We start from the raw sequence: 23,846 nt of genomic DNA, 5'->3' as shown, positions 1-23,846 counted from the left end.
GCAAGGCTCGGGGCCGCTCATTGACGCCGGCTCCGCGCACCGCCATTCCGCGCCCGATGCGCTTCTTCTCCGACAATGCCGCTGCCTGCCATCCGGCCGTGCTCGAAGCGCTTGCCGAGGCCAATGTGCTCGACACCGCCTATGACGGCGATGCCTGGAGCGGGCGGCTCGACGACGCCTTCTCGGAGCTGTTCGAGACCCGCATCGAGGCGTTGTGGGTGACTACCGGAACGGCCGCCAATTGCATCGCGCTCGCCATGTTGTGCCCGCCCGAGGGCGCGATCCTCACCCACCGCGACGCGCATATCGAGAATGACGAGGCGGGCGCGCCAGGCTTTTACACCGGGGGCGCGAAGCTGACGCTGCTCGACGGCGTCGGCGCCAAGGTCTCGCCGGAGACGGTGCGCGAGGCGTGCGCCCGGGTCCGCAAGGACGTGCATCAGGTGCAGCCGGCCGCGCTGTCGATCACCAACGCCAGCGAATACGGGCTCACTTATTCACCAGACGAGACCGCCGCGCTCGGCGAGGCGTGCCGTACGCTCGGCCTCGGCTTTCATATCGACGGCGCTCGCTTCGCCAATGCCGTCGCCGCGACCGGCGCCAGCCCGGCCGACCTGACGTGGCGGGCGGGGGCCGATGCGCTCAGCTTCGGCTTCGTCAAGAACGGCGGGATGAATGCCGAGGCGCTTCTGTTCTTCACGCCCGGCCATGCCGAGCGGGCGCGGCGGCTGCGCAAGCGCTCCGGCCACCTGATGAGCAAGGGGCGCTATGCGGCGGCGCAGATCCTCGCGCTGATCGAAGACGACCGCTGGCTTGCCAATGCGCGGGCCGCCAACGCCGCCGCAACCGCTCTGGCCGAAGCGTGCGGTCCGGATCGGCTGGTCCACGCCGTCGAGGCCAACGAGCTGTTCGTGCGCATGTCACCCGACGAGGCGGCGGCGCTGCGCGCGCAGGGCTTCGATTTCTACGATTGGGCGCCCGGCGAAGTCCGGCTGGTGACCAGCTGGGACCAGGACATGGCAGCGGTGGAGCGGCTCGCCCAAGCGATCCGCACGTTGTGACGACCACCGGCGCGACCCGCGCGGTCATCGTCCCGTTCATCATTTTCACCCTGATTTGGGGCTCGACCTGGATCGTCATCCGCGACCAGCTCGGGCCGGGCGGGGACGGCGTGCCGGCGCAATGGTCGGTGGCCTATCGTTTCATCCTTGCAGCCGCGGCGATGTTCGCCGTCGCGCGGTGGAAGGGCGACGACCTGCGCCCGACACGGCCGATGCTGGTCGCCGCGGCGGTGGTCGGGATTTCTCAATTCACGATCAATTTCAACGCGGTCTACATGGCCGAACATTATGTGACTTCGGGGCTGGTGGCGACGGTGTTCGCGCTGCTGATGTTGCCCAATGCGCTTCTCGCCTGGTGGATGCTCGGTCACCGCCCGACCGGCCGCTTCCTCGGCGCGAGCGCGATCGCCGCGGCCGGGATCGGGCTGCTGTTCATTCACGAGCTACGCTCCAATCCGACGGTCGACGGGCGAACGCTGGCGATCGGCATTGCCTGGACCATCGTCGGCCTGCTCGGTGCGTCGCTGTCGAACGTCTATCAGGCGCGCGGGCCGGTGCAAAAGTTGCCGCTGTTCGCGCTGCTCGCCTGGGCGATGCTGATCGGCGCGCTGTGCGACGTCGTGATCGCGTTTGCACTGGCCGGCCCGCCGGTGATCGACCCGCGCCCGGCCTATTGGCTGGGCCTCGCCTGGTTGGCACTGGCGGCATCCGTATTGTGCTTCTCGCTCTATTATCCGGTGGTGCGCAGGATCGGTCCGGGCAAGGCGGCCTATTCGAGCGCGATCGTGCCGATCATCGCCATGGCGCTGTCGACCGCGTTCGAGGGCTTCAGGTGGACCACGCTGGCCGCGGCCGGGGCGGCGCTGGCGATCGGCGGGATGGTGCTGGCGCTGTGGACCCGGGCCAAGCCGCTCGACGTCGCCAACCCCGACGCGGGCTAGTTGCGCGGCGGCCGAAGCGTCCCTAGCTCGAAACGATGGACGCCCGCACCAACCCCGAAGCCCCGCCCTCCCCCGAACATGTCACCATCCGCCGCGAGGATTATCGCCCGCCCGACTGGTGGGTGCGCGAAGTAGCGCTCGAGTTCGAGCTCGATCCCGCAGCGACCCGGGTGCGCTCGCGGCTGACGGTCGAGCGCAACGGCGATCACGACCGGCCGCTGCGGCTGGCCGGCGAGGAGCTTCGGCCGCTCGCGGTGTCGGTCGGCGGGCGCGCGGTCGAGTGGGCGATGGACGGCGAGACGTTGGTCGTCGCGGTGGCGGGCGATGCGGCCGAAGTCGGGACCGAAGTGGACATCGCACCGGTTTCGAACAGCGCCTTGATGGGCCTCTACGAATCGGGTGGAATCCTATGCACCCAGTGCGAGGCGGAGGGCTTCCGGCGGATCACCTTCCACCCCGACCGACCCGACGTACTGAGCGTCTATCGGGTGCGGATGACGGCCGACAAGGCGCGCTACCCGGTGCTGCTGGCCAACGGCAATCCGGTTGCGGCGGGCGAGCTCGAGGACGGGCGGCACTGGGCTGAGTGGCACGACCCGTTCCCCAAGCCGTCCTATCTGTTCGCGCTGGTCGCCGGAAATCTGGCGGTTTTGCGCGATTCCTTCACGACGATGAGCGGACGCGAGGTCGAGCTCGGGATCTGGGTGCGCGAGGACGATCTGCCCAAGACCCGCCACGCGATGGCCAGCCTCAAGCAGGCGATGGCGTGGGATGAAAAGGCCTATGGCCGCGAATATGACCTCGACCGCTTCAACATCGTCGCGGTCGACGATTTCAACTTCGGGGCGATGGAGAACAAGGGCCTCAACATCTTCAATTCGCGCTACGTGCTGGCCGACACCGACACCGCGACCGACAGCGATTTCGACTCGGTGGCGGGGGTCGTGGCGCACGAATATTTCCACAATTGGTCAGGCAACCGGGTCACCTGCCGCGACTGGTTCCAGCTGTCGTTGAAGGAGGGCTTCACGGTCTTTCGCGACCAGAGCTTTTCGGCCGACATCGGCTCGGCCGCGGTCAAGCGGATCGAGGACGTGCGGCTGCTACGCGCCATCCAGTTCCCCGAGGACAATGGCCCGCTGGCGCATGCGGTGCGGCCCGATTCCTACCTCGAGATCGCCAATTTCTACACCGCGACGATTTACAACAAGGGCGCCGAGCTGATCCGCATGATGCGCACCCTGCTCGGCGACGCCGCGTTCCGGCGCGGCACCGACCTCTATTTCGAGCGCCACGACGGCGAAGCCGCGACCTGTGACGACTTCGTCGCGGCGTTGGAGGACGCTAGCGGCGTTGACCTGAGCCACTTCAAGCTGTGGTATTCGCAGGCCGGCACGCCGCGCGTCAGCGCCCGGCTAGAGTGCGACACGTTGCATCTCGCGCAGAGCGTTCCGCCCACCCCCGGCCAGCCGGACAAGGCGCCGATGGTGATCCCCTTGCGCACCCGCCTGATCGGCGCCGCGGGCGAGCTAGGCGAGGAGCGGCTGGTCGTGCTCGACCGGGCCGAGCAGAGCGTGCGGTTCGACGACGTGCCCGATGGCGCGATGCTGTCGATCAACCGCGGCTTTTCGGCGCCGGTCGTTATGCACGTGGAGCGTGCGGCGGGCGAGCTCGAGGCGCTGGCGACCAGCGACGACGATCCGTTCGCGCGCTACGAGGCGATCCAGGAGCTGGCCTATCGCGTGCTGGTCGAGGGCGGCGCGCCCGACGCGTTGGTGGCGGCGTTCGGGGCGACGCTGACGTCGAACGCGCTCGACGCGGCGTTTAAGGGCGAGGCGCTGACCCTGCCGTCCGAAGCGCTGATCGCCGAGCGGTTCGAGCGTGCCGACCCGGAACTGATCCACCAGCGCCGCGAGGGGCTGCGGCGGGCGGTCGGAACGGCGCTGGCAGGGCCGCTGGCCGAAGCTCAGGCGGCGCGCGCGGCGGGCGACGATTTGTCGGTCGCGGCCAAGGGCGTGCGGCGGCTGCGCACGGTGGCACTCGCGCTGTTCGCGGCGGGCGATCCGGCGCGCGGGGCCGCATTGGCCCGGGCGCAATATGACGCGGCCGACAATATGACCGACCGCCAGGGTGCGCTGATGGTGTTGGCCGGGCTCGACGCGCCGGAGCGGACCGCGGCGTTCGACGACTTCTACGCGCACTATCGCGAGGATCCGCTGGTCGTCGACAAATGGTTCGCGCTCCAGGCGTCGGCGCCGCGCGCGGGTGTGCTCGACACCGTCGCCGAGCTCCGCACCCATCCCGATTTCACGCTGAATAACCCCAACCGCCTGCGCTCACTGGCCGGCGGGCTGGCGTCGAACCACTGGCAGTTCCATGCGTCCGACGGGCGCGGCTACCGGATGCTGGCCGACTTCATCGTCGAAGCCGACGCGATCAACCCGCAAGTCGCCGCCCGCCTCGTCCCGCCGCTCGGCAAGTGGCGGCGGCTGGAAGAGGGCCGCTCCGCGCTGATGCGCGCCGAGCTGGAGCGAATCGTCGGAACGCCGGGCCTCAGCAAGGACGTGTTCGAACAGGCATCGAAGTCGCTGGGCTGACTAAGCCACAGGCCTAGCACGGTCACGCGCAGCCAGTGTTGGCTTTGACTCGAAGCCGGATATTACGCCTTCAGGTCCATCAACTGCCACCGGATGAAGCCTGGCATGTCCAATCCAGAGACGTACGCCGTCAGCGCTTCCTGGACCTCTTCGAAGGTGAAATGATCGTCCGCATTCCCAGTCAGAACAGTGGGGTCTTCAACTCGCGTAGCTCGGTAATGCTGCGCGGGGCCGCCTTTGCGCGCTTCCAATATGTATGCGCCTTGTCGGGATAAGGTTTGAATATACTCCTGGGGAGTCGTCTCGATGATCAGAAAATCTCCGTTGCCCACCCGCATCAACGCATCTTCGATTGCGTCAGAAGACAATCCTCCTTCGACGCGGTCCCCGTTGATAAGCAAGCGCACCTTTCCGCTTTCATCACTTGCGGAAATTGCCGATCTTGAGAGCGCAGGCGCTGGGGACAGCGTCTTGCGTAAAAAGCGGACCAAAGGCTCCGCGTCTTTTCGCTCCCTATGCGCTGACCAATAAAAAAGCGGGCCTCCAACGAGAACGATAGCGCCGATCCATAACAGCTGCTCAATCGAGGCCTCCCCCTCGGAAATCGACACGAAGGCGAGCCATGCCATCAGCGGTATCAGCAACGTGAACATCAAGACGCCGTTGAGATCCGAGCCCGCCCGACCGTGCACCCGCGCCCCAAAGTTGTGGGGCGAAATGAGGCCAAACAACATGGGGCCATATTGATCGAAGGGGCTGAACCAGAGACAGATGAACGGCCCCGCGACCCAGCCGCGCGCACCGTTCTTCGGGTCGAATATGTCCGTCTTTGTAGCCTGAATCGCCTTTTTCGCGTTGGTGGGGTTCAGGTTTGTGGTGACTTCGAAACGATAGCCGAAAGGCTGAAATCCCATCCGGTCGCTTCCTTGGGCAGAGACAATCTTGCCAACAGTAGCCAGGGCGGCAACACCGCCGCAACTCGTCTAACGCTGCCCTAGCCGTCACGCCGACCGGGCGGCTTTAAAAGATACCAAATGCCTAGCGCCGGAAGAACGAAAAGGGGCGGGTAAACAACTCCAAACGTGACCACCCAACTTGCGTTCGCTGCGAACGACCGGTCTTGGTAGGGAAACTTAAAATACGGAGGAGGATCAGGAGTTAAGTCAAACTCCCCTGTCCACATGGCCCCGAGGAGAAACACGGGCAGGCCGATGAACAGCCAGAGCGCCATCAGCCATCGGAACCAAGCAGGGAGGCGCATTAGGTCACCTTACTCTCAAGCGGCGATTCTCGTCAAAGCGAACGCAGCGACGCAATCCAGCGCGGCGGCTGGGGGATGGAAACAAGGCTGGATTGCCGCGCCTCCTGCGGAGGCTCGCAATGACGAAAGGTAGCGGTTACCGCCCGTTGCCGACCCATTGCGCGACCTGGCCCGCGACCTCGTTGGCGGCCTGGTTGAGGGCCGGGCCGACGGTTGCGGCGGTGCCGTTGGCCGGGGCGCGGGCTTCGAAGCGGCGGGTTTCGACCCGGGTTCCGCCGGCGGTCGACAGCGCCGCATCGTAGCGCACCAGCACCGTCCCCTGGCCGCCCTCATAGCCGAAGTCGGTCAGCCGGCCGCTAACCAGCAGGCCGGGATCGAGGCTCGACTGCTTGGGATCGAGCACGACACGGTTGGTGGTCCGCAGGATCGTCTCGGCGATCAGATTCTTCATCAGCTTGTCGGGGGTGTCGACCAGCGTCAGATCCTTGATGTAGGCGATGACGGTCGAGCCGGTCTGGGCCGCGACGCGGGTAGTGCGGATTTCCTTGGCGACGATCGGGTCCTCGACGGTCACCGTCTCCGCCGCATTGCCGGAGCGCGCGATCGGGCCGGGGCTTGGCGCGGTGGCGCTTAGCGTGATCAAATTCTTGGGCGCCTTGCCGCCCATCAGCGCGCAGCCGGAGAGGGCAGCCACCATCAACGCCGCCGCGGCGGCACGCATCACTTGTCTCATCGGCCGTCCTTCGGCTTGTAATCGGGCAGTTTGGGCTCGCCGAGCGCGCCGCCGACGCCCTTCTCGTTGAGCCGGTCGGAGAAGTCGGTCAGCGATTGCGACAGTTCGCGCAGATCCTTCACCAGGCGGTTGGCCTCGGGTACCGTGGTCTTGCTGAAGTTCTGGATTCCCGGCCGGGCGTCGGAGATCATCGCGTCGAGATTGGTCGTCGCGCGCTCGACCCCGGCGATCGCCTTGCGCAGGTCCTCGGCGGCCGGACGGCCCTGCTCGTTGACCAGCCGGTTGGTACTGTCGGCGAGCGCGCCGACCCGCTGCGCGGCGATCCCGGCATTGCGCGCCGCGATTCGGGCGTCGCCGATCGCGTCGGCGAGGTCGGGCGCCCGCTCGGCGAGGACCCGGGTGGTGGTCTCGACATTCTCGAGGATGTCGGAAATCGCATTCTGGTTCTTGTCGCTGAGCAATTCGGTCAGCCGCTCGGTCAGCCGCTGGATCCGGTCGAGCAGTTCGGGCGCGCTGGCGAGCAAAGCGCCGAGCCCGCTCGAGGTCGCCGGGATGACCGGGCAGCCCTGCGGTCCGACCTGCTTCAACGGCGGCGCGCCGCGCACCGCTCCGTCGAGCTGGATTTCGGGCGGAGCAGTGAAGCCAACGGTCTTGATCTGCGCCGACGTGCCCTGGAGCACCGGCGTGTCCGAGTTGACCTCGATCCGCACCCAGACGAATTCGGGGCGGTCGGGGAGCAGCGAAATCTGCGTGATCTGACCCACCGGAACGCCCGAGAAGGTCACCTGGCTGCCCTTGTTGAGGCCGCCGACGCCCTGCTGGAAATAGACGTCGAAACATTGCTTGCGGGTGTTTGACAGGCCGGCCAGCCAGACGATGAACAGCAGCAGCCCGACGAGCAGCGCGAGCACGACGCTGCCGACCAGCACATGGTTCGACCGAGTCTCCACTCTTCTATTCCCCCTTACGCCGCCGCCGCCGCACGTCCGCGCGGTCCGTTAAAATATTCTTGAATCCAAGGATGGTCCAACTTGAGCAATTGTTCAATCGGCGCGGCGGCGATGACCTTCTTGTCGGCCAGCACCGCGACCCGGTCGCAGATCGCGTAGAGCGTGTCGAGATCGTGGGTGATCAGGAATACGGTGAGGTCGAGCTTGCTGCGCAGCGACAGGATCAGCTCGTCGAAATTCTGCGCCGCGATCGGGTCGAGGCCGGCGGTCGGCTCGTCGAGGAAGAGGAGTTCGGGGTCGAGCGCGAGCGCGCGGGCGAGGCCGGCACGCTTGATCATTCCGCCCGACAGCTCCGACGGAAACTTCGGGCCGGCGTTGGCGGGCAGGCCAGCCATCGCGATCTTGTAGCTGGCGATCTCATCCATCAGCTGTTCGGTCATGTGGAAATATTCGCGCAGCGGCACTTCCACATTCTCGGCGACGGTGAGGGTCGAGAACAAGGCGCCGGCCTGGAACAGCACGCCCCAGCGGCGGCGGATGTTCTTGGCCTCGGTCTCGTCGCGCCCGACCATGTTCTCGCCGAACACCTCGATGTCGCCCTGGGCGGGGGTCTGGAGCCCGATGATCGAGCGCATCAGCACCGATTTGCCGGTGCCCGACCCGCCGACCACGCCGATGATCTCCCCGCGCTTGACGTCGAAATCGAGCTCGTTGTGGATGACCTGCTCGCCGAACGCGTTCCTCAGGCCGCGGATCGAGATGACCGCTTCCTCGCCCTCGGGCAGCGTCGGGCTGATCGCCGCCTGGCTCATATCCAGCCGATTCCGCTGAAGAACACCGCAAACACTGCGTCGAGCACGATGACGATGAAGATCGCCTGGACGACCGCGGCGGTGGTGCGGCGGCCGACCTGTTCGGCGTCGCCCTCGACCTGCATGCCCTGGAAGCAGCCGACCAGCGCAATGATAAAGCCGAACACCGGCGCCTTGATCAGGCCGACCCACAGGTCGGTCAGCGGAACCACTTCGCGCAGCCGCTGGACGAAGGTCAGCGGCGGGATGTCGAGCGCGACCCAGGTGAAGATGCCGCCGCCGAGGATCGCCATGATCATCGCGTAGAACGACAGCAAAGGCATCATGATGATCGCCGCCATCATGCGCGGCACGACCAGCGCCTCGACCGGCGACACGCCGATGGTGCGCATGGCGTCGATTTCCTCGGTCAGCTTCATCGTGCCCAATTGGGCGGCGAACGCGCTGCCCGATCGGCCCGCGACCATGATCGCGGTCATCAGCGTGCCCAATTCGCGGGTGGTGATCCGGCCGATGAGATTGATGGTGTAAACCTCGGCGCCGAACGCCTCCAATTGCACCGCGCCCTGCTGGCCGATGACGATGCCGATGAGGAAGCTCATCAGGCCGATGATCCCGAGTGCGCGCACGCCGACGAGGTCGAAGCGTTCGACCACCGCGTTGAGGCGGAAGCGCTTGGCCGGGCGCTTGAGCACATTGTAGAAGCCGATCAGGGTCGCGCCGAGGAAGCCGATCAGGCCGAGCAGGGTGTGGCCGGTGTCGGCGACCGCGGCGCCGACTTCCTCGACCACGCCGGTCACGCCGCCGCGCTTGTCGGGCTTGACCTTGACCGGCTGGTCGGCCTCGGCGACCTGCTCGAGCAGGCCGGAGATCTTGTCGCTGGCGCCGACGATGTTTGCGCCCCGGTCGCGCTTGGCGCGGTAGATCAGCCAGGCGCCGACGGTGTCCATCCGCTCGACGTCGCTCAGATCGATGGTCATGCCGTCGGGCATGGCGTCGATCTCGCGCTCGGTCGTGGCCGCGCGCAGGATGGTCAGCGCACCGCTGCAGCGATAGCATTCGCTGTCGCCGGTGTCCCCGTCGATGGTCGCCCCAACCGCCATAATGGCGCGACCCTTGCGCGAAATCGTGGCGAGGGCAAGTAGGGCTTAACCCATGTTACGCCTCTTTCCTGCCGAACTTTGGCGGCTATAGGTCGCCCGGTCCGATGACTGCGCAAACTGCCTCGACTGCCTCGCCCGTGTTCGTCCCGGTTGGCGACAATCCGGCGGTGGTGTTCGCCCTCGACGCGCGCACCCGCGCCTGCCGGCTTGCCGCCAAGGCCGGGCTGGAGTGTGTCGACCACGCCCGCGCCGGGCAGCCCGCGGTGCTCGCCGACCTCGATTTCGCGTGGGACCCGGCATGGCTCAAGGCGGTCGCGGCGCGGCCGGGCACGGTGCTGACGCTCGGCGACCGCGCGGTGCTCGCGCATGTCGCGGGTCATCAGGATGTCGGCGCGGTGGCGGAGGCGCTGCGCGCTGGGTCGGGGATGGACTGGGGCGGCTATGAGCGGCTCGACGCCGAGACCGCCGAGCTGAACTATCACGAGCTCAGGAAGCGCGACCGGCCGTTCGTCATGCCGCAGACCGCGAGCAATGCGCGCAGCGTCGAGAAAGCCGCCTATGACGCCAGCTACAAGGGCGTCACCGACGCGCTGACGCTCTATTTGTGGCGCGGGGCCGCGTTCCACCTCACCCGCTGGGCGGCGCGTGCCGGACTGACGCCGAACCAGATCACCCTCGTTGGGGCGCTGCTCTGCGTCGCCACCTTCTTCCTGTTCATGGCCGGCGAATATTGGTGGGGGATGGCGACCGGCTTCGGCTTCATGGTACTCGACACGGTCGACGGAAAGCTGGCGCGCTGCACCGGCCAGTCGAGCTGGTGGGGCAATATCTTCGATCACGGCATCGACCTCGTCCACCCGCCGTTCTGGTGGTGGGCGTGGGCCGAGGGCTTGAACTATCACAACGACCCGTTCGAGACGGTCTATGAATATCTCATCGTCGGGGCGATCGTCGGCGGCTACGTCGCCCAGCGCGTGATCGAGGGCGTGTTCATGCGCCGCTACGGCATGCACATCCACGTCTGGCAGCGGATCGACAGCCAGTTCCGGCTGATCACCGCGCGGCGCAATCCGAACATGGTCATCCTGCTTGGCAGCCTGGTCTTCGCCCGGCCCGACATGGGGCTCGAGCTGGTCGCGCTGTGGACGGTGGTCAGCCTGATCTTCCATGCCGTTCGCCTCGCCCAGGCCAATGCCCGCGCCGACCGCGGCGCCAAGCTCGCCAGCTGGCTGGCTTGAGCGGCCGCAAATTCACCGCATTGCTGCTGGCCGGCGAGCGGCCGGGCGGCGACCCCTTCGCCAAGTCGCAGGGGGTGGCGGCCAAGGCGCTGATCGCGATCGGCGGCGCGCCAATGATCGTCCACCCGCTGGCCGCGCTGACCGGATCGCGGCGCATCGAGCAGGTGCTGGTGCTGACCCAGCGGCCCGAACGGATCGCGCCGGTGCTCGAGGCCAATCCGAAGTGGGCGCTGCTGCCGTCGAAGGGCACGATCGCCGAGACCTTGCTGGCGCTCGGCGAGGGCGGCGACGTGCAATGGCCGATGCTGGTGACCACCGCCGACCATGCGCTGCTGACGACCGCGATGGTCGATCAGTTCGCAAGCCAGGCCGAGGGCGCGGACCTGGCCCTTGCGGTCGTTACCCGAAGTGCGTTCCGATCGCGCTTCCCCGACAACCGCCGCACCTGGATCGGCTTTCGCGGCGGGCGCTACACCGGCGCCAATCTGTTCGCGCTCGGCTCGCCGAAGGCGCTGGCGGCGGTGCGGCTGTGGCGCGGCATCGAGCAGGACCGCAAGAAGGGCTGGCGGCTGCTGCTCGCGCTTGGCTGGCCGGGACTGCTCGGGCTGCTCCGCCTGCGCACGCTCGACCAGACGCTGGCGGCAGTGGCGCGCAAGTTCGGCATGACCGCAACGGTGGTGCGGATGAACGACCCGCGCGCCGCGATCGACGTCGACAAGGCCGCCGACCTCGCGCTGGCCGAGCGGCTAATGGCGCGGCGATGATCGATCTTGCGATCTACGACATGGACCGCACCGTCACCCGGCGCGCGACCTGGACCCCGTTCCTGCTGCATTGCGCGGTCCGGCGGGCGCCGTGGCGGCTGCTGTTCGTGCCGGTCGTCGTGTGCACGATGCTCGCGTACGTCCTGAAGCTGATCGATCGCGGGCGTTTGAAGGAGATCAACCATCGCCTGCTGCTTGGCGGCGAGACCCGGCCAGCGGTGCTCGAACCATTGGTCGAAAGCTTTGCGGACAGGACCCTGGCCGGCAACATCCGCCCTGGCGCCCGCGCGGCCATCGCCCGCGACAAGGCCGAGGGGCGGCGGGTGGTGATGGCCACCGCCAGCTACCGCTTCTACGCCCGCGCCATCGCCGAGGCGCTCGGCTTCGACGATTGCATCGGCACCAACAGCGTGCTCGGCCTCGACGCGCGGGTCCACGCCAAGATCGACGGCGAGAATTGCTACGGGCCGGCCAAGCTTCGGATGGTCGAGCGCTGGCTCGAGGCCGAGGGCGTCACCCGCGCCCACGTCCGCTTCTACTCCGACCACGCGAGCGACGCGCCGGTGTTCGAATGGGCAGACGAGGCGGTTGCGGTGAACCCGCACGACCGACTGCTCCGCCTTGCCGCGGAGCGCGGCTGGGCGGTGGAGGATTGGGGCTAGCGGCCGAGCGCCCGGCGGATTTCCCCGACCGCGACCTGCCACGCCGCGCTGTCGGGCGCGATCAACTCGACATGGCCGCTGCGCTCGACCATCCGCACCGTCACGCGTTCTCCCCTGGCGCGCATCGCCGCGGCATAATCGCTGGCGAAGGCATTGGGGATGATCCGGTCCTGGGTGCCGTTGACCAGCACCTGGCGAACTCCGATCGGCGCGAGGCGGGGTATCGACGTCTCGGCCCAGCGGCCGCCGGCAATTTTCGCGACGACCTCGGTGCCGCAGCCGCTGCCCGGCGGGCGCGCCGCCTGCTCGAGGTCGGGCAGGCCGCCGAGGCTGACGACGGTTCGAATAGCAAGCGGCCCGGGCGAGCGGAGCGGGCTGGCCTGCGGCAGGCGCGGGCGCGCCGCTAGCCACAGCGCAAGATGACCGCCGGCCGAATGGCCAACCGCGGTCAGGCGTTTGAGGTCGAGCCGGTGGCGCGGGGCGTGGGTGCGCAAGGCGTCAGCCGCCGCGGCGACGTCCTGGTAGGTTCCGGGATAGCCGCCGCCGGGCCGGTCGACCCCGCGATAGTCGATGTTCCACACCGCGATCCCGCGGCTGCGCAAATCCTCGGAAATCCAGTTCATGATCCGGCGGTCGGCGATCTCGGTCGTCCAGCAGCCGCCGTGGACCATCAGCACGGTCGGATGCGGACCGCGGCCGGCGGGCAACCACAGGTCGGCAATCTGCAGCGGATCGCTGCCGTAGGAGATCGTCGCCGTGGGTTTTGGCTGCGGCCGGTCAAGCAGGTCCGGCCAGCGCATCAATTGGGCGGGGGCAGCCGTCGCCGCGGGTTCGGCCGGACGTGCGGCGCAACCGCCGAGCGTCAGTGATGCGACCGCAAGGCCGGTGACAAAACCCCTCACACCGCCTCGAGCGCGTTGGCGAAGTCGGCGATCAGGTCCTCGGCCTTTTCGACCCCGATCGAGATGCGCACCAGGTTGTCGCTGATGCCGAGCGCGGCGCGGCGCTCTTCCGGGACCGACAGATGGGTCATGGCGGCGGGCGCGCTGGCGAGCGTCTCGGTGCCGCCGAGGCTGACCGCCAGCTTGGCGATCTTGAGCGCGTCGAGGAAGGCGAAGGCCTCGCGCTCGCCGCCCTTTAAATAGAGCGAAAAGGTCGATCCGGCGCCGCTGCAATGCCGCTCGTAGATGTCGCGCTGGGCCGAACCCTCGGGCAGGAAGCCGAGATAGCCGACGCTCTCGACCTTCGGATGGTCGCGCAGGAAAGCGCACACCTTCTCGGCGTTCTCCCCGGCGCGGGTCATTCGAAGCTCGAGCGTCTCGAGGCTGCGCATCAGCATCCACGCGGTATTGGGATCGCAAATGCCGCCCATCGGGTTGCGGATCAGGCGCACCTTGTCGAGCACTGCCTTGCTGCCGACCAGCGCGCCGGCGACGAGATCGCTGTGCCCGCCGACATATTTGGTCAGGCTGTAGACCGAAATGTCCGCGCCCTGCTTGAGCGGCTTGGCCCACAGCGGCCCGAGGAAGGTGTTGTCGATGGCGATCGGCGGCAGCTCGGCCCCATCGCTTTTCACACCAAACGCCGCGGCGCGCGCGGCGTGGACCGCCTCGACGTCGACGAGCGCGTTGGTCGGATTGGCCGGGCTTTCGAGGTAGATCATCGCCACCTTGCCGCCGCGCTCGGCGGCCTGCGCCTTGGCGCGGTCCATCACCGCGTCGAGCTCCTCGCGCGACGCCCCGGCGGGAAAGTCGACATAGCTCACCCCGAAGCGCGCCATGATCTTGTCGATCACCGATTCGGTCGCCGCGTAGAGCGGGCCGGAATGGACGATGACGTCGTTCTGGTTGGCTAGCGCGAGAACGAGCGTGGTGATCGCGGTCATGCCGCTGGAGAAGGACAAGGCCGCCTCCGCATCCTCCCAGATCGCCAGCCGATCCTCGAGGATTTCCTGGTTGGGCCCGTTGAATCGCGAATAGACCAGCCCCTCGGCGCGGCCGCTGCCGTCACTTCGTCCGGTGATGCCCTCGAAGAAGCGCTTGCCGTCGGCGGCCGTGTCGAACACGAAGGTCGAGGTGAGGAAGATCGGCGCCTTGAGGCTGCCTTCGCTCAGCGCCGGATCGAAGCCGTAGCCCATCATCATCGTCGCTGGGTCGAGCTTGTGGTGCCCGATATGGGTGACGACGTCCTTGGGTCGGCGGCTGTGGCTCACTTGGGCACTCCTGTTGGCCCCCGCGCCTTAGCCGACAAGCGGCGCGATAAGCCAGACGGTGGCGACCATCAGCGGAATGCCGGCGAGGTCGAGGATCAGGCCGGCCTTGAGCATCCGCGGCAGAGCGATGTGGCCGGTCGCCCAGGCGATGGCGTTGGGGCCGGTGCCGCTCGGCAGCATGAAGCCCCAGCTCGCCGCCCACGCCGCGGGCAGAGCGAGCAGGATCGGGTCAGCGCCGGTCGCGGCAATGATCCCGGCGACGACCGGGATGACCGCGCTCGCCGCCGCGACGTTGGACGCGAATTCGGTGATCAGCACGACGAGCGCGACCAGCACGAGCACGACGATCAAAGGATGCACCGCCTGGAGCGGCTGGAGAGCGACCCCGAGCCAGTCGCCGAGCCCGCTCGCGCCCATTCCCGCGGCGAGCGCGAGGCCGCCGCCGAACATCATGATCACGCCCCACGGCGCGCGGTCGGCCTCGTCCCAGTTGAGCAGCGCGCGGCCACTCCCGTCGGGGATGACGAACAGCGCCAGCGCGGCGGCGATGGCGATTGTGCCGTCGGTCAGCGAATCCTTGGGCAGCAGCGGGGTCACGAACGGCACCGCGACCCACGCCGCGACGACCAGCGCGACCAGCGGCACGAGGCGTTTCTCGGCGCTGCTCCACGGGCCCGCCTCGCCGATCGCGGCAAGCGCCTTCTCCGGCACGAAGTCGTCGGGTCGGACGCGCTGGACGCGCATCAGGATCGCCCAGCACAAGGGGATGGCGAGCAGCACCAGCGGAATGCCGAACGTCGCCCAGTCGAGGAAGGTGATCCTCAGGCCCACGGTCTTCTCGATGATCCCCGCCGCAATGGCATTGGTCGGCGAGCCGACCAGCGTGCCCAGCCCGCCGATCGAGGCGGCGAAGGCGATGCCCATCGCCAGCGCACCGGCAAAGCCGTCGGTGTGCTTGTCGGGGATCTCCGCGGCCTTGATCAGCGCCACCGCGATCGGGATCATGATCAGCGTCGTCGCGGTGTTGCTGACGATCATCGAGATGAGCGCGGTCGCCATCAGAAAGGCGAACAGCATCGCGCCCGGCGTGTGGCCGCCGCGCCGGACGATCGCCAGCGCCAGCCGGCGGTGAAGCCCGACGCGCTCGATCGCCAGCGCGATCATCGCCCCTCCGAGCACCAGGAACAGGATCGGCGAATAATAGGCCGCAGCGGTCTCGCTCGCGCTCATGATCCCGAACAACGGAAAGGCGAGGAACGGCAGCAGCGCGGTGGCGGTGAGCGGCAGCGCCTGGCTCATCCACCAGCTCGCCATCAGCACGACCAGCGCGCAGGTCCGCCAGGCCGCGAGCGGCATGCCCGCGGGCGGGGGCAGAAGCAGCATCATCAGGAAGACGATCAGTCCGCCCCACAGTCCGATCCGTGCCGTCATGCGCAACTCCCCCGCGCCCTCATGCCAAAGGCGTGGGCATTGAGCCAGCGGCGTGATCGTGCGCTGGGAGCCACGCGCCGCGCCGGTCGCCTAGCCGGCCAGTCCGATCAACGAGATCTGCCGGCCGTAGGTTGGCTCGCCGCGGTGGGTCGCGCGGCGGTAGGAATAGAAGCGCGCAACGTCGGCATAGGTGTCGAGCCCGAGCGCTTCGACCCGGGTCACGCCGGCGGCGGCGAGCCGGGCGGCGACGAACGCCTCCAGGTCGAAATGCGGCTTGCCGGCTGGGCCGTCGGCGAGGAAGCGCTCGCCGCCTTCGCCGAGGCCAGCGGCGAAATCGTGATCGACCTCGTAATTGCGCTGGGCGATGGCCGGTCCGATGGCCGCGGAAATCCGCTCGATCCGCGCGCCGAGCCGGAGCATCGCGGCGATCGCTGAATCGGTCACCCCGGCGACCGCCCCGCGCCAGCCGGCATGGACCGCGGCGACCACGCCGGCGCTGGGGTCGGCGAGCAGGACCGGCGCGCAGTCGGCGGTGACGACGGCGAGCAAGACGCCGGGCCTTTCGGTGACCAGCGCGTCGGCGTGCGGGCGCTCGTCGTCGCTCCATTCCCCCGCGACGACGCAGGCATTGCCGTGGACCTGGTGCACGCCGACTAGCCGCGCGCCGGGCAGCACCGCCTCGGCCGCGAGCCGACGATTCTCGCGCACCAGCTTGGGGTCATCGCCGCTGCCAAGTCCGCAGTTCAGGCCCGCCACTGCGCCGCGCGAAACCCCGCCGCGCCGCCAGAAAAAGCCGTGCGGCACATCGCCCAGCGCCCGCGCGCGGATGATTTCGATTTCGCTCACAGCGCCAGCCGCAGGATGCGGTCGTCATCGACATGGTTGCCGACCTTGAACGCATATTTGCCGACCTCGACAAAGCCGTAGCGCTCGTAGAAGCGGCGGGCGCGGTGATTGTCGATGAACACCGTCAGCCGCAATGCCGGCGCACCGCCGCTCCGCGCCGCGTCGATCGTCCATTCCATCAGCGCCGCCGCGACGCCCGCGCCGTGCCACGCCTCGCGCAGGTACAGCGCCCACAGTTCCGCGCCGCCCGGCTCTGCCCCGGGCAGTTCGTCCGGGCCGAGCTTGGCGAATCCGGCCAGCGTCTCGTCGTCCTCCGCCAGCCGGAATCGGAAGCGCGGGTGGCGCACCTCCTCTTCCCATGCGGCATCGCCCGCCCCGGCAATGAAGGCGGCAAGGTCTTCGGGCTTGTAGAGATGGCCGAAGGTCGCGACGAAACTCTCGCGGAACAGCGTCCCGATCGCCGCTCCGTCGCCGGGCACCCCATCGCGATAGGTGACGCTCATTCGAGCCCCGCCGGGAGCGGCCAGCCGGGCGCGGCGACCGCCATCACCCGGAACAGGGTGCCCATCGCCTCGCCGTCACACAGCCGGCGGCGGGCGGCGGCGATCGCTTCGGCGCGGTCGGGGTTGCGCGCGGCCAGCGCCATCGCCCGTGCCGCGATCCCGACCGTCTCGAGCCAGCTGCCCTGCGCGATCAGCCGCGAGACCTGCGCGCCCTCCGCCCGGGCCGCATCGCCGAGCGCCGCGAAGTCGACATGGGCGGTGAGGTCCTGCTCGCCCGGCGTGGCGAGCGGCAGCGTCTTCTTGTGCGCGGCCATCGCTTGGAGCGTGTCGCCCACCGCGCGGCGCAGATCGTGACCATAGTCGATCACCAGCGCGACTCCGCCGCGCGCGGCCAGCACCCGCGCCAGCTCAGCCATCGCGGCTTCGCGCGCCGGCGACATCTCGACGATCGGCCCGTCGCGGTCGAACGCGAGATTCCCGCCGATCCACTCGACGTGGCGCTCCATGCCATCGACGAACTGGCGCACCGGCAGCGCGTCGAAGAATTCCGACGCCACCAGCAGCAGCGGTCCGCCGCCCTCCGCCAGTCCGGCGACGTCGTCGTGGAACCGCGCGTCCGGCACCGCCGCATGCTGCAGCGTGCGCAGCACCGGGCTGGTCTCGACCAGCTCGACCGCCTCTACCTTGCAGCCGACCCCGCGCAGCACGCGCAACGCGTCGCTCGCCAGCGTGCCGCGACCCGGTCCGAGCTCGGCATAGCGCACGCCGCCGGGCTTGCCCGCGCGGACCCAGCAGTCGGCCAGCGCCGCGCCGATCACCTCGCCGTACATCTGGCTGATTTCTGGCGCGGTGGTGAAGTCGCCGGCCTCGCCGAGCGGGTCGCGGGTCGCGTAATAAAATTCGTTGCAAGCCGCCATATAGGCCTCGACGGTGAGCGGCCCCTCGGCCTTGATCCGCTCGACCAGCGCGGTCTCGAGCGGAGTCACGCCACGCTCGTGCTTCCGGCGATCGGCTCGATCCGCTGGCGCCGCGACTTGGCCGTGGCCATCAGATAGGCCCCGCCGACGATCATCGGGATGGTCAGCCACTGGCCCATGTGCAGCCCGGTCGTCTCGGCGAACTCGACCAGCTGTGCGTCGGGCTCGCGGATGAACTCCACCCCGAAGCGGAAGATGCCGTAGAAGAAGAGGAAGGCGCCGACCAACTTGCCCGGCTCGTAGCGCGCGTTGGTGCGCCAGAACATCCAGGCGAGGATCAGGCCGAGCACCAGCCCCTCGAGGATCGCCTCGTACAGCTGGCTGGGATGGCGCGGCGGCCCGAGCGCGGTTCCGAACGGCGTGTTCTCGACGAACCGCACCGCCCACGGGACGCCGGTTTCGGCGCCCCACAATTCCTGGTTGATGAAATTGGCGACGCGCCCCAGGAACAGCCCGAACGGAACGCAGCAGGCGACATAATCGTGCAGCCGCAACCACTGCAGTTTCTGCCGCCAGGCTAGGTAGATGATCCCGAGCGAGGTGCCGATTACCCCGCCGTGGAAGCTCATCCCGCCTTCCCACAGCTTGAGGATGGCGAGCGGGTTCTCGGCATAATAGCCCGGGTTGTAGAATAGCACTGAGCCGAGCCGGCCGCCGATCATGATCCCCAGCGCGGCATAGAACACCAGGTCGTCGGCGTGGCGCCGGGCCATCGGCGCGCCCGGCTGGGCGATCAGCTTGAGCAAATAGAAATAGCCGAGGATGACGCCGACGACATAGGCCATCGAATACCAGCGCAGCGCGAACGGCCCCAGCTGGACGATCACCGGATCTAGCCCGAGATCGGGAAAGGCGATCGCGCCCGAAGCGGCGGCGGCGATCATCGTTACGTCCAAAAGCATGGGCTTCCCCCTCGGTCGACCGCCTCATAAGGTGGGCCCGGCCAAAGGCAAAGGAGAACAGGGTTGCCAAGCGAGCTCGACCGTCAGTTCGACGAAACCCTGGCCGCGGTGATCGGTCCCGGCGGCAGGCTGGTGATCGAGCGCGACCCCCTCGGCCGCGCGATCGTCGCCAATTTCCCGGCGACCCTGCCGATGTTCTTCAAGACCTTCTGCGCGCTGAACGGCGCGGTCGAGGCGGTGGTCGCGGGCGAGGAGCGGCTGACCTTCGCCGATCTCGACCGGGTGTCGGACCAGCTCGCCCATGCGCTGATCGCGCGCGGCATTGCCAAGGGCGAGCGCGTCGGCATCGCCATGCGCAACTGCCCGGCGTGGATCGTCAGCTACATGGCGGCGCTCAAGGCCGGGGCGGTGGCGACCCTGATCAACGGCTGGTGGGAGCGCACCGAGCTCGCCCACGCGCTCGAGCTGACCGAGCCCGCGCTGATCATTGCCGACGCCCCGCGCGCCCGCCGCATCGCCGAGGCCGGCGACTGGAACGTCGTCACGTTGCCGATCGAGCAGCCGGTCGAGCAGGCGATCGCCCCGCTCGTCGACGGCGCCGATCTCACCGCCCAGCTGCCCGAGGTTTCCCCGGACGACGACGCCACCATCCTGTTCACCTCCGGCTCGACCGGCGAGGCAAAGGGCGCGCTGTCGACGCACCGCGCGGTCACCACCGGAGTCTATGCTTACGCGACGGGGCTGATGGTCCTGCTCGGTGTCCTCACCAAGGCCGGGCGCCCGCCGGCCAATCCGCCGCGCACCCTGCTCAGCGTGCCTTTGTTCCACGTCACCGGCGAGGTTCCGGTGATGCTCAACAGCTTCGTCATCGGCCGCGGCATGGTGATCATGCCCAAGTGGGACGCGGGCGAGGCGCTGCGGCTGATCGAGCAGGAGAGGATCACCTATTTCGTCGGCGTCCCGACGATGAGCCTCGAGCTGATGAACCACCCCGACCGCGCGAAATACGACCTCACGACGCTGACCGACGTCACCGCCGGCGGGGCGCCGCGGCCGATCGCCCATGTCGAGCGCTTGAAGCAGGAATTCCCGGCGGCCCAGCCCGCGCTCGGCTATGGCCTCACCGAGACCAACGCCGTCGGCTGCTCCAACTTCTGGAGCAATTATGCCGCCAAGCCGGCCTCCACCGGCCGCGCCCAGCCGCCCTATGTCGAGCTCGCCATCCTCGGCGAGGGCGACCGCCACCTGCCGACCGGCGAACGCGGCGAGGTGGCGATCCGCTCGGCCGCCAACATCAAGGGCTATTGGCGCAACGCGGCGGCGACCGAAGCAGCCTTTACCGCCGACCATTATCTGCGGACCGGCGACATCGGCTTCGTCGACGAGGATGGTTATCTGTTCATCGTCGACCGCAAGAAGGACATCATCATTCGCGGCGGCGAGAACATCAGCGCGGCCGAGGTCGAGGCCGCGATCTACGCCTGCGACGGGATCGCCGAAGCGGCCGTGTTCGGAGCGCCCGACGAGCGGCTCGGCGAAGTGCCGGTGGCGGTGCTCTACCGCCGCGACGGAAGCGACATCGACGAGGCGGCGCTGCGCGACCTCCTCGCCACCCGGCTCGCCGCCTTCAAGATCCCCGCCGCCTTCCATTTCGCCGATGCCCCGCTTCCGCGGCTCGGCACCGGCAAGATCGACCGGGTCGAGCTCAAGGAACGATTCGCCCGTTGATCGCACTCGACCGCCGTTCGCTGCTGGTCGCCGGCGGAGTCGGGGTCGGGCTCGTCGTCGGCTTTGCGCTGTGGCCGCGCACGGGCGGCTCGCCGCTGTCGGCCGAGGACGGCGAGCAATTGTTCGGCCCCTATCTCAAGATAGCGCCAGACGGCCGGGTGACCGTCGCCGTGCCGCAGGCCGAGACCGGGCAGGGGGCGTGGACCGCGCTGGCGCAAATTGCGGCGGGTGCGCTTGGGGCGGACTGGGAGCGCGTGGCAGTCGAGCCCGCGCCGGCCGCGCCCGACTATGCCAATGCGCTGTTCGGTACGCGGCTGACCGCCGGTTCCACGAGCATGCGCGCGTTCGAGGCGCCGCTGCGCGCGGCAGGTGAAGCGGCCCGCGGCCTGCTGGTGCGCGTGGCGGCGGAACGCTGGGGTGTCGACCCCGCGGCGTGCCGGGTCGGCAATGGAGCCGTCCGCCATTCGGGCAACAGCGCCGCATTCGGCGAGCTGGCCGAGGATGCCGCGCGGCTGAGCGCGGATGGGCCGGCGGGAAAACTCGATGCGCCACTGGTGGGCCAGTCGCTGCCCCGGCTCGACGGGCGCGCCAAGGCGTCTGGTGCGTTTCGCTTTGCCGGCGATGTCCGCCTGCCCGACCTGCTGTTCGCCGCCGCTCGCCTCGCGCCCGACGGCGGCGAGCTGACCGGTTTCGACCGCGCCGCCGCGACGGCGCAGCCTGGAGTGCGCGAACTGGTCGCGGACAGCGGCTGGCTGGCGGCGATCGGCGAGACCGGCTGGACGGCGGAGCGTGCGCTCAAGGCCGCAGCGCCGCGCTTCTCCGGACCGGGCGATGCCGATTCGGCGGCGATCGACCGCGCGCTCGACGCGGCGATGCGCGACGGCGATGCCGAGCGGCTGATCGAGCGCGGCGATTTCGACGCCGCGGTCGGCCGTGCGCGGGCGCTCGGCGCAACCTACCGGATCGCGCCGGCGACCCATGACGGGCTCGAGCCGCTGACTGCGACGGCACGCTTTTCCGGCGGACGGCTGGAAGTGTGGGCGCCGGTCCAGGCCTACGACCTGGCGCGTGCCGCAGCGGCCAAGGCGGGCGCGGTCGATGCCGACCAGGTCATTCTCTACCCGATGCCGGTCGGCGACAGCGGCGGACGGGCGGTCGAGCCTGATGCCATCCCGATCGCCATTGCGCTCGCCAGGCGGCTCAAGCGGCCGGTGCAGCTCACCGTCTCGGCGCATGCCTCGCACAACCATGACCGGCCCCGGCCGCCGCTGCTGGCCAGGATGGCGGCCATGCCCTCGCCGCAGGGCGGCATCGCCGCATGGAGCGCGCGCTTCGTCACCGCGCCGGGCCTGGCAGCGGCGCTCGAACGGCTCGGCGGCAAGCGTGCCGCGCTCGATCTCGAAGGCGCCATCCCGCCCTACGCCATCCCGTCGCTGCGGGTCGATTCGGTCGCCGCCGACGTGCCACTCCGCTGCGGCTATATGCGCGGCGGGAGCGCGGCGCTGACGGCCTTCGCCAACGAATGTTTCGTCGACGAGATGGCGCGCAATCTGGGCCGCGAGCCGCTCGCCTTCCGGATGGGGATGCTCGGCGGCAATGCGCGGCTCGCGCGGACCCTGGTCGCGGCGACCGATGCCGCGCGCTGGGACGGCGGCGGCGCGGGCAGCCGGATGGGCCTCGCCTGCGTCAGCGCATTCGGCTCGCATATCGCTCTGGTCGCGGTGGCAGGCATCGGCAGCGACCAGCGCGTCGCGGTCGAGAAACTCTACGCGGCGGTCGATTGCGGACTGATGGTGAACCCGGGGCTGGTGCGCCAGCAGATCGAGGGCGGCCTGCTCCATGCACTGTCGCTCGCGACGGTTCGCGCACCGCGCGTCGTCGCCGGAATGCCGGTCTCCCGCGGGCTTGGCTCTGCCGGCTTTCAAGCCGCGCTGAAGGTTCCCGAAATCCGGGTCGACCTCATCCCCGGCCGCGGCCCGCCCGGCGGGGTCAGCGGCCTTGCCCACACCGTGCTCGCCCCGGCACTCGCCAATGCGCTCGCCGCCGCCACCGGTCGCCGCTTGCGTGCGCTGCCGTTCGATCTCATGGCCGCCTGATGCAGCCGCCCGCCGACCATCCGACCATCTCCGCGCCGCGTGTCGGCGTGCTGCTGGTCAATCTCGGAACGCCCGATTCGCCCGAGACCGGCGCGGTGCGCCGCTATCTCGGCCAGTTCCTGTCCGACCGCCGGGTGGTCGAGATCCCGCCCCTGCTGTGGCAGCCGATCCTGCGCGGGATCATCCTCACCACCCGCCCGAAGAAGAGCGCGCACGCCTATCGCCAGGTGTGGACCGAGGAGGGGTCGCCGCTTGCCGCAATCACCGCACGGCAGGCCGCCGGGCTTCAGCAGCGGCTCGGCGAGAGCGTGCTGGTCGACTGGGCGATGCGCTACGGCAATCCGGCGATCGATGCCGCGCTCGACCGGTTGTTCGCGGCCGGCGCGACGCGCATCCTGCTGGCCCCGCTCTACCCGCAATATTGCGCGGCGACGACAGCGACCGCCAACGACTTCGCCTTCGCCCATCTCGCCGGTCTGCGCTGGCAACCGGCGCTGCGCACGCTTCCGCCCTATCACGACGACGCGCTCTACATCGACGCGCTGGTTGCCGATCTCGAGGCGCAATTGGCGGCGCTCGACTTCGCGCCCCAGCGGTTGCTGCTCAGCTTCCACGGCATGCCGCAGCGCACGCTGGAGCTGGGCGATCCCTACCACTGCCACTGCCGCAAGACCGCCCGGCTGGTCGCGGAGCGGATGGCGCTGCCGGTCGATGTCGCCTTCCAGTCGCGCTTCGGGCGCGCGAAGTGGCTAGAGCCCGCGACCGACGCGGTGCTCAAGGCCTATCCAAAGGATGGCGTGACCAGGATCGGCATCGCCGCGCCCGGCTTCTCCGCCGACTGCCTTGAGACGATCGAGGAACTGGGCATCCGCGGCCGCGAGGATTTCCTCGCCGCCGGCGGCACCCATTTCGGGCGGCTCGAATGCCTCAACGACCGGCCACACGGGATGCAGATGCTCGACGCCCTCATCCGCCGCGAACTTGCCGGTTGGTGGCCGGCGGCCTAACCGTAGCGTCACAGCAGGGAGA

General features: G+C 68.8%; 21 protein-coding genes. 9 read left to right on the top strand and 12 right to left on the bottom strand.

Annotated features, from left to right (window positions below; translation table 11 throughout):
* Nucleotides 1–56: 56 nt before the first annotated feature.
* The 3 genes from D0Z60_RS08740 to pepN are packed head-to-tail and all read left to right on the top strand — an operon-like array spanning nt 57 to nt 4,599.
* Nucleotides 57–1,061, top strand: coding sequence for a threonine aldolase family protein (locus D0Z60_RS08740; protein WP_118857880.1), 1,005 nt, complete (start codon nt 57–59; stop codon nt 1,059–1,061).
* Nucleotides 1,058–2,002 (top strand): DMT family transporter, encoded by a 945-nt coding sequence (locus D0Z60_RS08735; protein ID WP_118857879.1) that lies wholly within the window; start codon nt 1,058–1,060, stop codon nt 2,000–2,002. Before D0Z60_RS08740 ends, D0Z60_RS08735 begins: the two co-directional genes overlap by 4 nt.
* Before the next feature lie 35 nt (nt 2,003–2,037).
* Complete coding sequence (gene pepN / locus D0Z60_RS08730; protein ID WP_118857878.1) at nt 2,038–4,599, top strand: aminopeptidase N; 2,562 nt, start codon at nt 2,038–2,040, stop codon at nt 4,597–4,599.
* Between the two features lie 62 nt (nt 4,600–4,661).
* Here the strand turns inward: pepN and D0Z60_RS08725 are convergent, their stop codons facing one another.
* The 5 genes from D0Z60_RS08725 to D0Z60_RS08705 all read right to left on the bottom strand — a co-directional run bounded on the left by D0Z60_RS08725 (nt 4,662) and on the right by D0Z60_RS08705 (nt 9,458).
* Nucleotides 4,662–5,513: a hypothetical protein gene (locus tag D0Z60_RS08725; RefSeq protein ID WP_118857877.1), complete on the bottom strand. Its 852-nt coding sequence runs from the start codon at nt 5,511–5,513 to the stop codon at nt 4,662–4,664.
* A gap of 483 nt (nt 5,514–5,996) precedes the next feature.
* Entirely contained in the window at nt 5,997–6,593 is a 597-nt protein-coding gene (locus D0Z60_RS08720) for an ABC-type transport auxiliary lipoprotein family protein (protein ID WP_118857876.1), read from the bottom strand.
* Nucleotides 6,590–7,543, bottom strand: a complete 954-nt coding sequence (locus tag D0Z60_RS08715) for an MlaD family protein (protein ID WP_118857875.1) — start codon at nt 7,541–7,543, stop codon at nt 6,590–6,592. Before D0Z60_RS08715 ends, D0Z60_RS08720 begins: the two co-directional genes overlap by 4 nt.
* A gap of 14 nt (nt 7,544–7,557) precedes the next feature.
* Nucleotides 7,558–8,355 carry an ABC transporter ATP-binding protein gene (locus D0Z60_RS08710; RefSeq protein ID WP_118857874.1) on the bottom strand — a complete coding sequence of 266 codons (798 nt, stop codon included), beginning with the start codon at nt 8,353–8,355 and terminating at the stop codon, nt 7,558–7,560.
* On the bottom strand, nt 8,352–9,458 hold the full coding sequence (locus D0Z60_RS08705; protein WP_118857873.1) for an ABC transporter permease: 1,107 nt from the start codon (nt 9,456–9,458) through the stop codon (nt 8,352–8,354). The genes D0Z60_RS08710 and D0Z60_RS08705 overlap by 4 nt, the downstream gene beginning before the upstream one ends.
* A 104-nt stretch (nt 9,459–9,562) precedes the next feature.
* On the opposite strand from D0Z60_RS08705, the gene D0Z60_RS08700 reads away from it, so the two are divergent.
* From D0Z60_RS08700 to D0Z60_RS08690, 3 genes are read left to right on the top strand one after another with little or no spacing between them, the layout of a single operon-like run.
* On the top strand, nt 9,563–10,696 hold the full coding sequence (locus D0Z60_RS08700) for a CDP-alcohol phosphatidyltransferase family protein (RefSeq protein WP_118857872.1): 1,134 nt from the start codon (nt 9,563–9,565) through the stop codon (nt 10,694–10,696).
* Nucleotides 10,693–11,460: an NTP transferase domain-containing protein gene (locus D0Z60_RS08695; RefSeq protein ID WP_162888166.1), complete on the top strand. Its 768-nt coding sequence runs from the start codon at nt 10,693–10,695 to the stop codon at nt 11,458–11,460. The genes D0Z60_RS08700 and D0Z60_RS08695 overlap by 4 nt, the downstream gene beginning before the upstream one ends.
* Nucleotides 11,457–12,122, top strand: coding sequence for an HAD family hydrolase (locus tag D0Z60_RS08690; protein ID WP_118857870.1), 666 nt, complete (start codon nt 11,457–11,459; stop codon nt 12,120–12,122). The genes D0Z60_RS08695 and D0Z60_RS08690 overlap by 4 nt, the downstream gene beginning before the upstream one ends.
* Here D0Z60_RS08690 and D0Z60_RS08685 read toward each other — a convergent pair.
* The 7 genes from D0Z60_RS08685 to lgt form a co-directional block, all read right to left on the bottom strand.
* Nucleotides 12,119–13,024, bottom strand: coding sequence for an alpha/beta hydrolase (locus D0Z60_RS08685; RefSeq protein ID WP_338056193.1), 906 nt, complete (start codon nt 13,022–13,024; stop codon nt 12,119–12,121). The two genes, D0Z60_RS08690 and D0Z60_RS08685, sit on opposite strands and share 4 nt — an antisense overlap.
* Complete coding sequence (locus tag D0Z60_RS08680) at nt 13,021–14,334, bottom strand: cystathionine gamma-synthase family protein (RefSeq protein ID WP_118857868.1); 1,314 nt, start codon at nt 14,332–14,334, stop codon at nt 13,021–13,023. Before D0Z60_RS08680 ends, D0Z60_RS08685 begins: the two co-directional genes overlap by 4 nt.
* 27 nt (nt 14,335–14,361) lie before the next feature.
* Nucleotides 14,362–15,765 carry an SLC13 family permease gene (locus D0Z60_RS08675; protein WP_118857867.1) on the bottom strand — a complete coding sequence of 468 codons (1,404 nt, stop codon included), beginning with the start codon at nt 15,763–15,765 and terminating at the stop codon, nt 14,362–14,364.
* 90 nt (nt 15,766–15,855) lie between these two features.
* Entirely contained in the window at nt 15,856–16,611 is a 756-nt protein-coding gene (pgeF, locus tag D0Z60_RS08670) for a peptidoglycan editing factor PgeF (protein ID WP_118857866.1), read from the bottom strand.
* Nucleotides 16,608–17,114 (bottom strand): GNAT family N-acetyltransferase, encoded by a 507-nt coding sequence (locus D0Z60_RS08665; protein ID WP_118857865.1) that lies wholly within the window; start codon nt 17,112–17,114, stop codon nt 16,608–16,610. The genes pgeF and D0Z60_RS08665 overlap by 4 nt, the downstream gene beginning before the upstream one ends.
* Nucleotides 17,111–18,100, bottom strand: a complete 990-nt coding sequence (locus D0Z60_RS08660; RefSeq protein WP_240325590.1) for a class I SAM-dependent methyltransferase — start codon at nt 18,098–18,100, stop codon at nt 17,111–17,113. The genes D0Z60_RS08665 and D0Z60_RS08660 overlap by 4 nt, the downstream gene beginning before the upstream one ends.
* On the bottom strand, nt 18,097–18,993 hold the full coding sequence (lgt, locus tag D0Z60_RS08655; protein WP_118857864.1) for a prolipoprotein diacylglyceryl transferase: 897 nt from the start codon (nt 18,991–18,993) through the stop codon (nt 18,097–18,099). Before lgt ends, D0Z60_RS08660 begins: the two co-directional genes overlap by 4 nt.
* Nucleotides 18,994–19,056: 63 nt before the next feature.
* Here lgt and D0Z60_RS08650 point away from each other — a divergent pair, with 63 nt between their 5' ends.
* From D0Z60_RS08650 to hemH, 3 genes are read left to right on the top strand one after another with little or no spacing between them, the layout of a single operon-like run.
* Complete coding sequence (locus tag D0Z60_RS08650) at nt 19,057–20,721, top strand: class I adenylate-forming enzyme family protein (RefSeq protein ID WP_118857863.1); 1,665 nt, start codon at nt 19,057–19,059, stop codon at nt 20,719–20,721.
* Nucleotides 20,718–22,817 carry a molybdopterin cofactor-binding domain-containing protein gene (locus D0Z60_RS08645; RefSeq protein WP_240325589.1) on the top strand — a complete coding sequence of 700 codons (2,100 nt, stop codon included), beginning with the start codon at nt 20,718–20,720 and terminating at the stop codon, nt 22,815–22,817. Before D0Z60_RS08650 ends, D0Z60_RS08645 begins: the two co-directional genes overlap by 4 nt.
* Nucleotides 22,817–23,824: a ferrochelatase gene (gene hemH / locus D0Z60_RS08640; protein ID WP_118857862.1), complete on the top strand. Its 1,008-nt coding sequence runs from the start codon at nt 22,817–22,819 to the stop codon at nt 23,822–23,824. The genes D0Z60_RS08645 and hemH overlap by 1 nt, the downstream gene beginning before the upstream one ends.
* The last annotated feature ends 22 nt before the right edge of the window (nt 23,825–23,846 follow it).

The sequence above is a fragment of the Sphingomonas mesophila genome (assembly GCF_003499275.1).
GTDB lineage: Bacteria > Pseudomonadota > Alphaproteobacteria > Sphingomonadales > Sphingomonadaceae > Sphingomicrobium > Sphingomicrobium mesophilum.
Note: the sequence above shows the minus strand (reverse complement) of the source record. Positions and strands in the feature narration are given on the sequence as shown.

Excerpts from the sequence above, each read along its gene's own strand:
- hemH (WP_118857862.1), top strand. The coding sequence starts at position 22,817 with ATGCAGCCGCCCGCCGACCATCCGACCATCTCCGCGCCGCGTGTCGGC.
- D0Z60_RS08690 (WP_118857870.1), top strand. The coding sequence starts at position 11,457 with ATGATCGATCTTGCGATCTACGACATGGACCGCACCGTCACCCGGCGC.
- D0Z60_RS08705 (WP_118857873.1), bottom strand. The coding sequence starts at position 9,458 with ATGGCGGTTGGGGCGACCATCGACGGGGACACCGGCGACAGCGAATGC.
- D0Z60_RS08710 (WP_118857874.1), bottom strand. The coding sequence starts at position 8,355 with ATGAGCCAGGCGGCGATCAGCCCGACGCTGCCCGAGGGCGAGGAAGCG.
- D0Z60_RS08665 (WP_118857865.1), bottom strand. The coding sequence starts at position 17,114 with ATGAGCGTCACCTATCGCGATGGGGTGCCCGGCGACGGAGCGGCGATC.
- D0Z60_RS08720 (WP_118857876.1), bottom strand. The coding sequence starts at position 6,593 with ATGAGACAAGTGATGCGTGCCGCCGCGGCGGCGTTGATGGTGGCTGCC.
- D0Z60_RS08725 (WP_118857877.1), bottom strand. The coding sequence starts at position 5,513 with ATGGGATTTCAGCCTTTCGGCTATCGTTTCGAAGTCACCACAAACCTG.
- pepN (WP_118857878.1), top strand. The coding sequence starts at position 2,038 with ATGGACGCCCGCACCAACCCCGAAGCCCCGCCCTCCCCCGAACATGTC.
- D0Z60_RS08700 (WP_118857872.1), top strand. The coding sequence starts at position 9,563 with ATGACTGCGCAAACTGCCTCGACTGCCTCGCCCGTGTTCGTCCCGGTT.
- D0Z60_RS08740 (WP_118857880.1), top strand. The coding sequence starts at position 57 with ATGCGCTTCTTCTCCGACAATGCCGCTGCCTGCCATCCGGCCGTGCTC.
- lgt (WP_118857864.1), bottom strand. The coding sequence starts at position 18,993 with ATGCTTTTGGACGTAACGATGATCGCCGCCGCCGCTTCGGGCGCGATC.
- D0Z60_RS08675 (WP_118857867.1), bottom strand. The coding sequence starts at position 15,765 with ATGACGGCACGGATCGGACTGTGGGGCGGACTGATCGTCTTCCTGATG.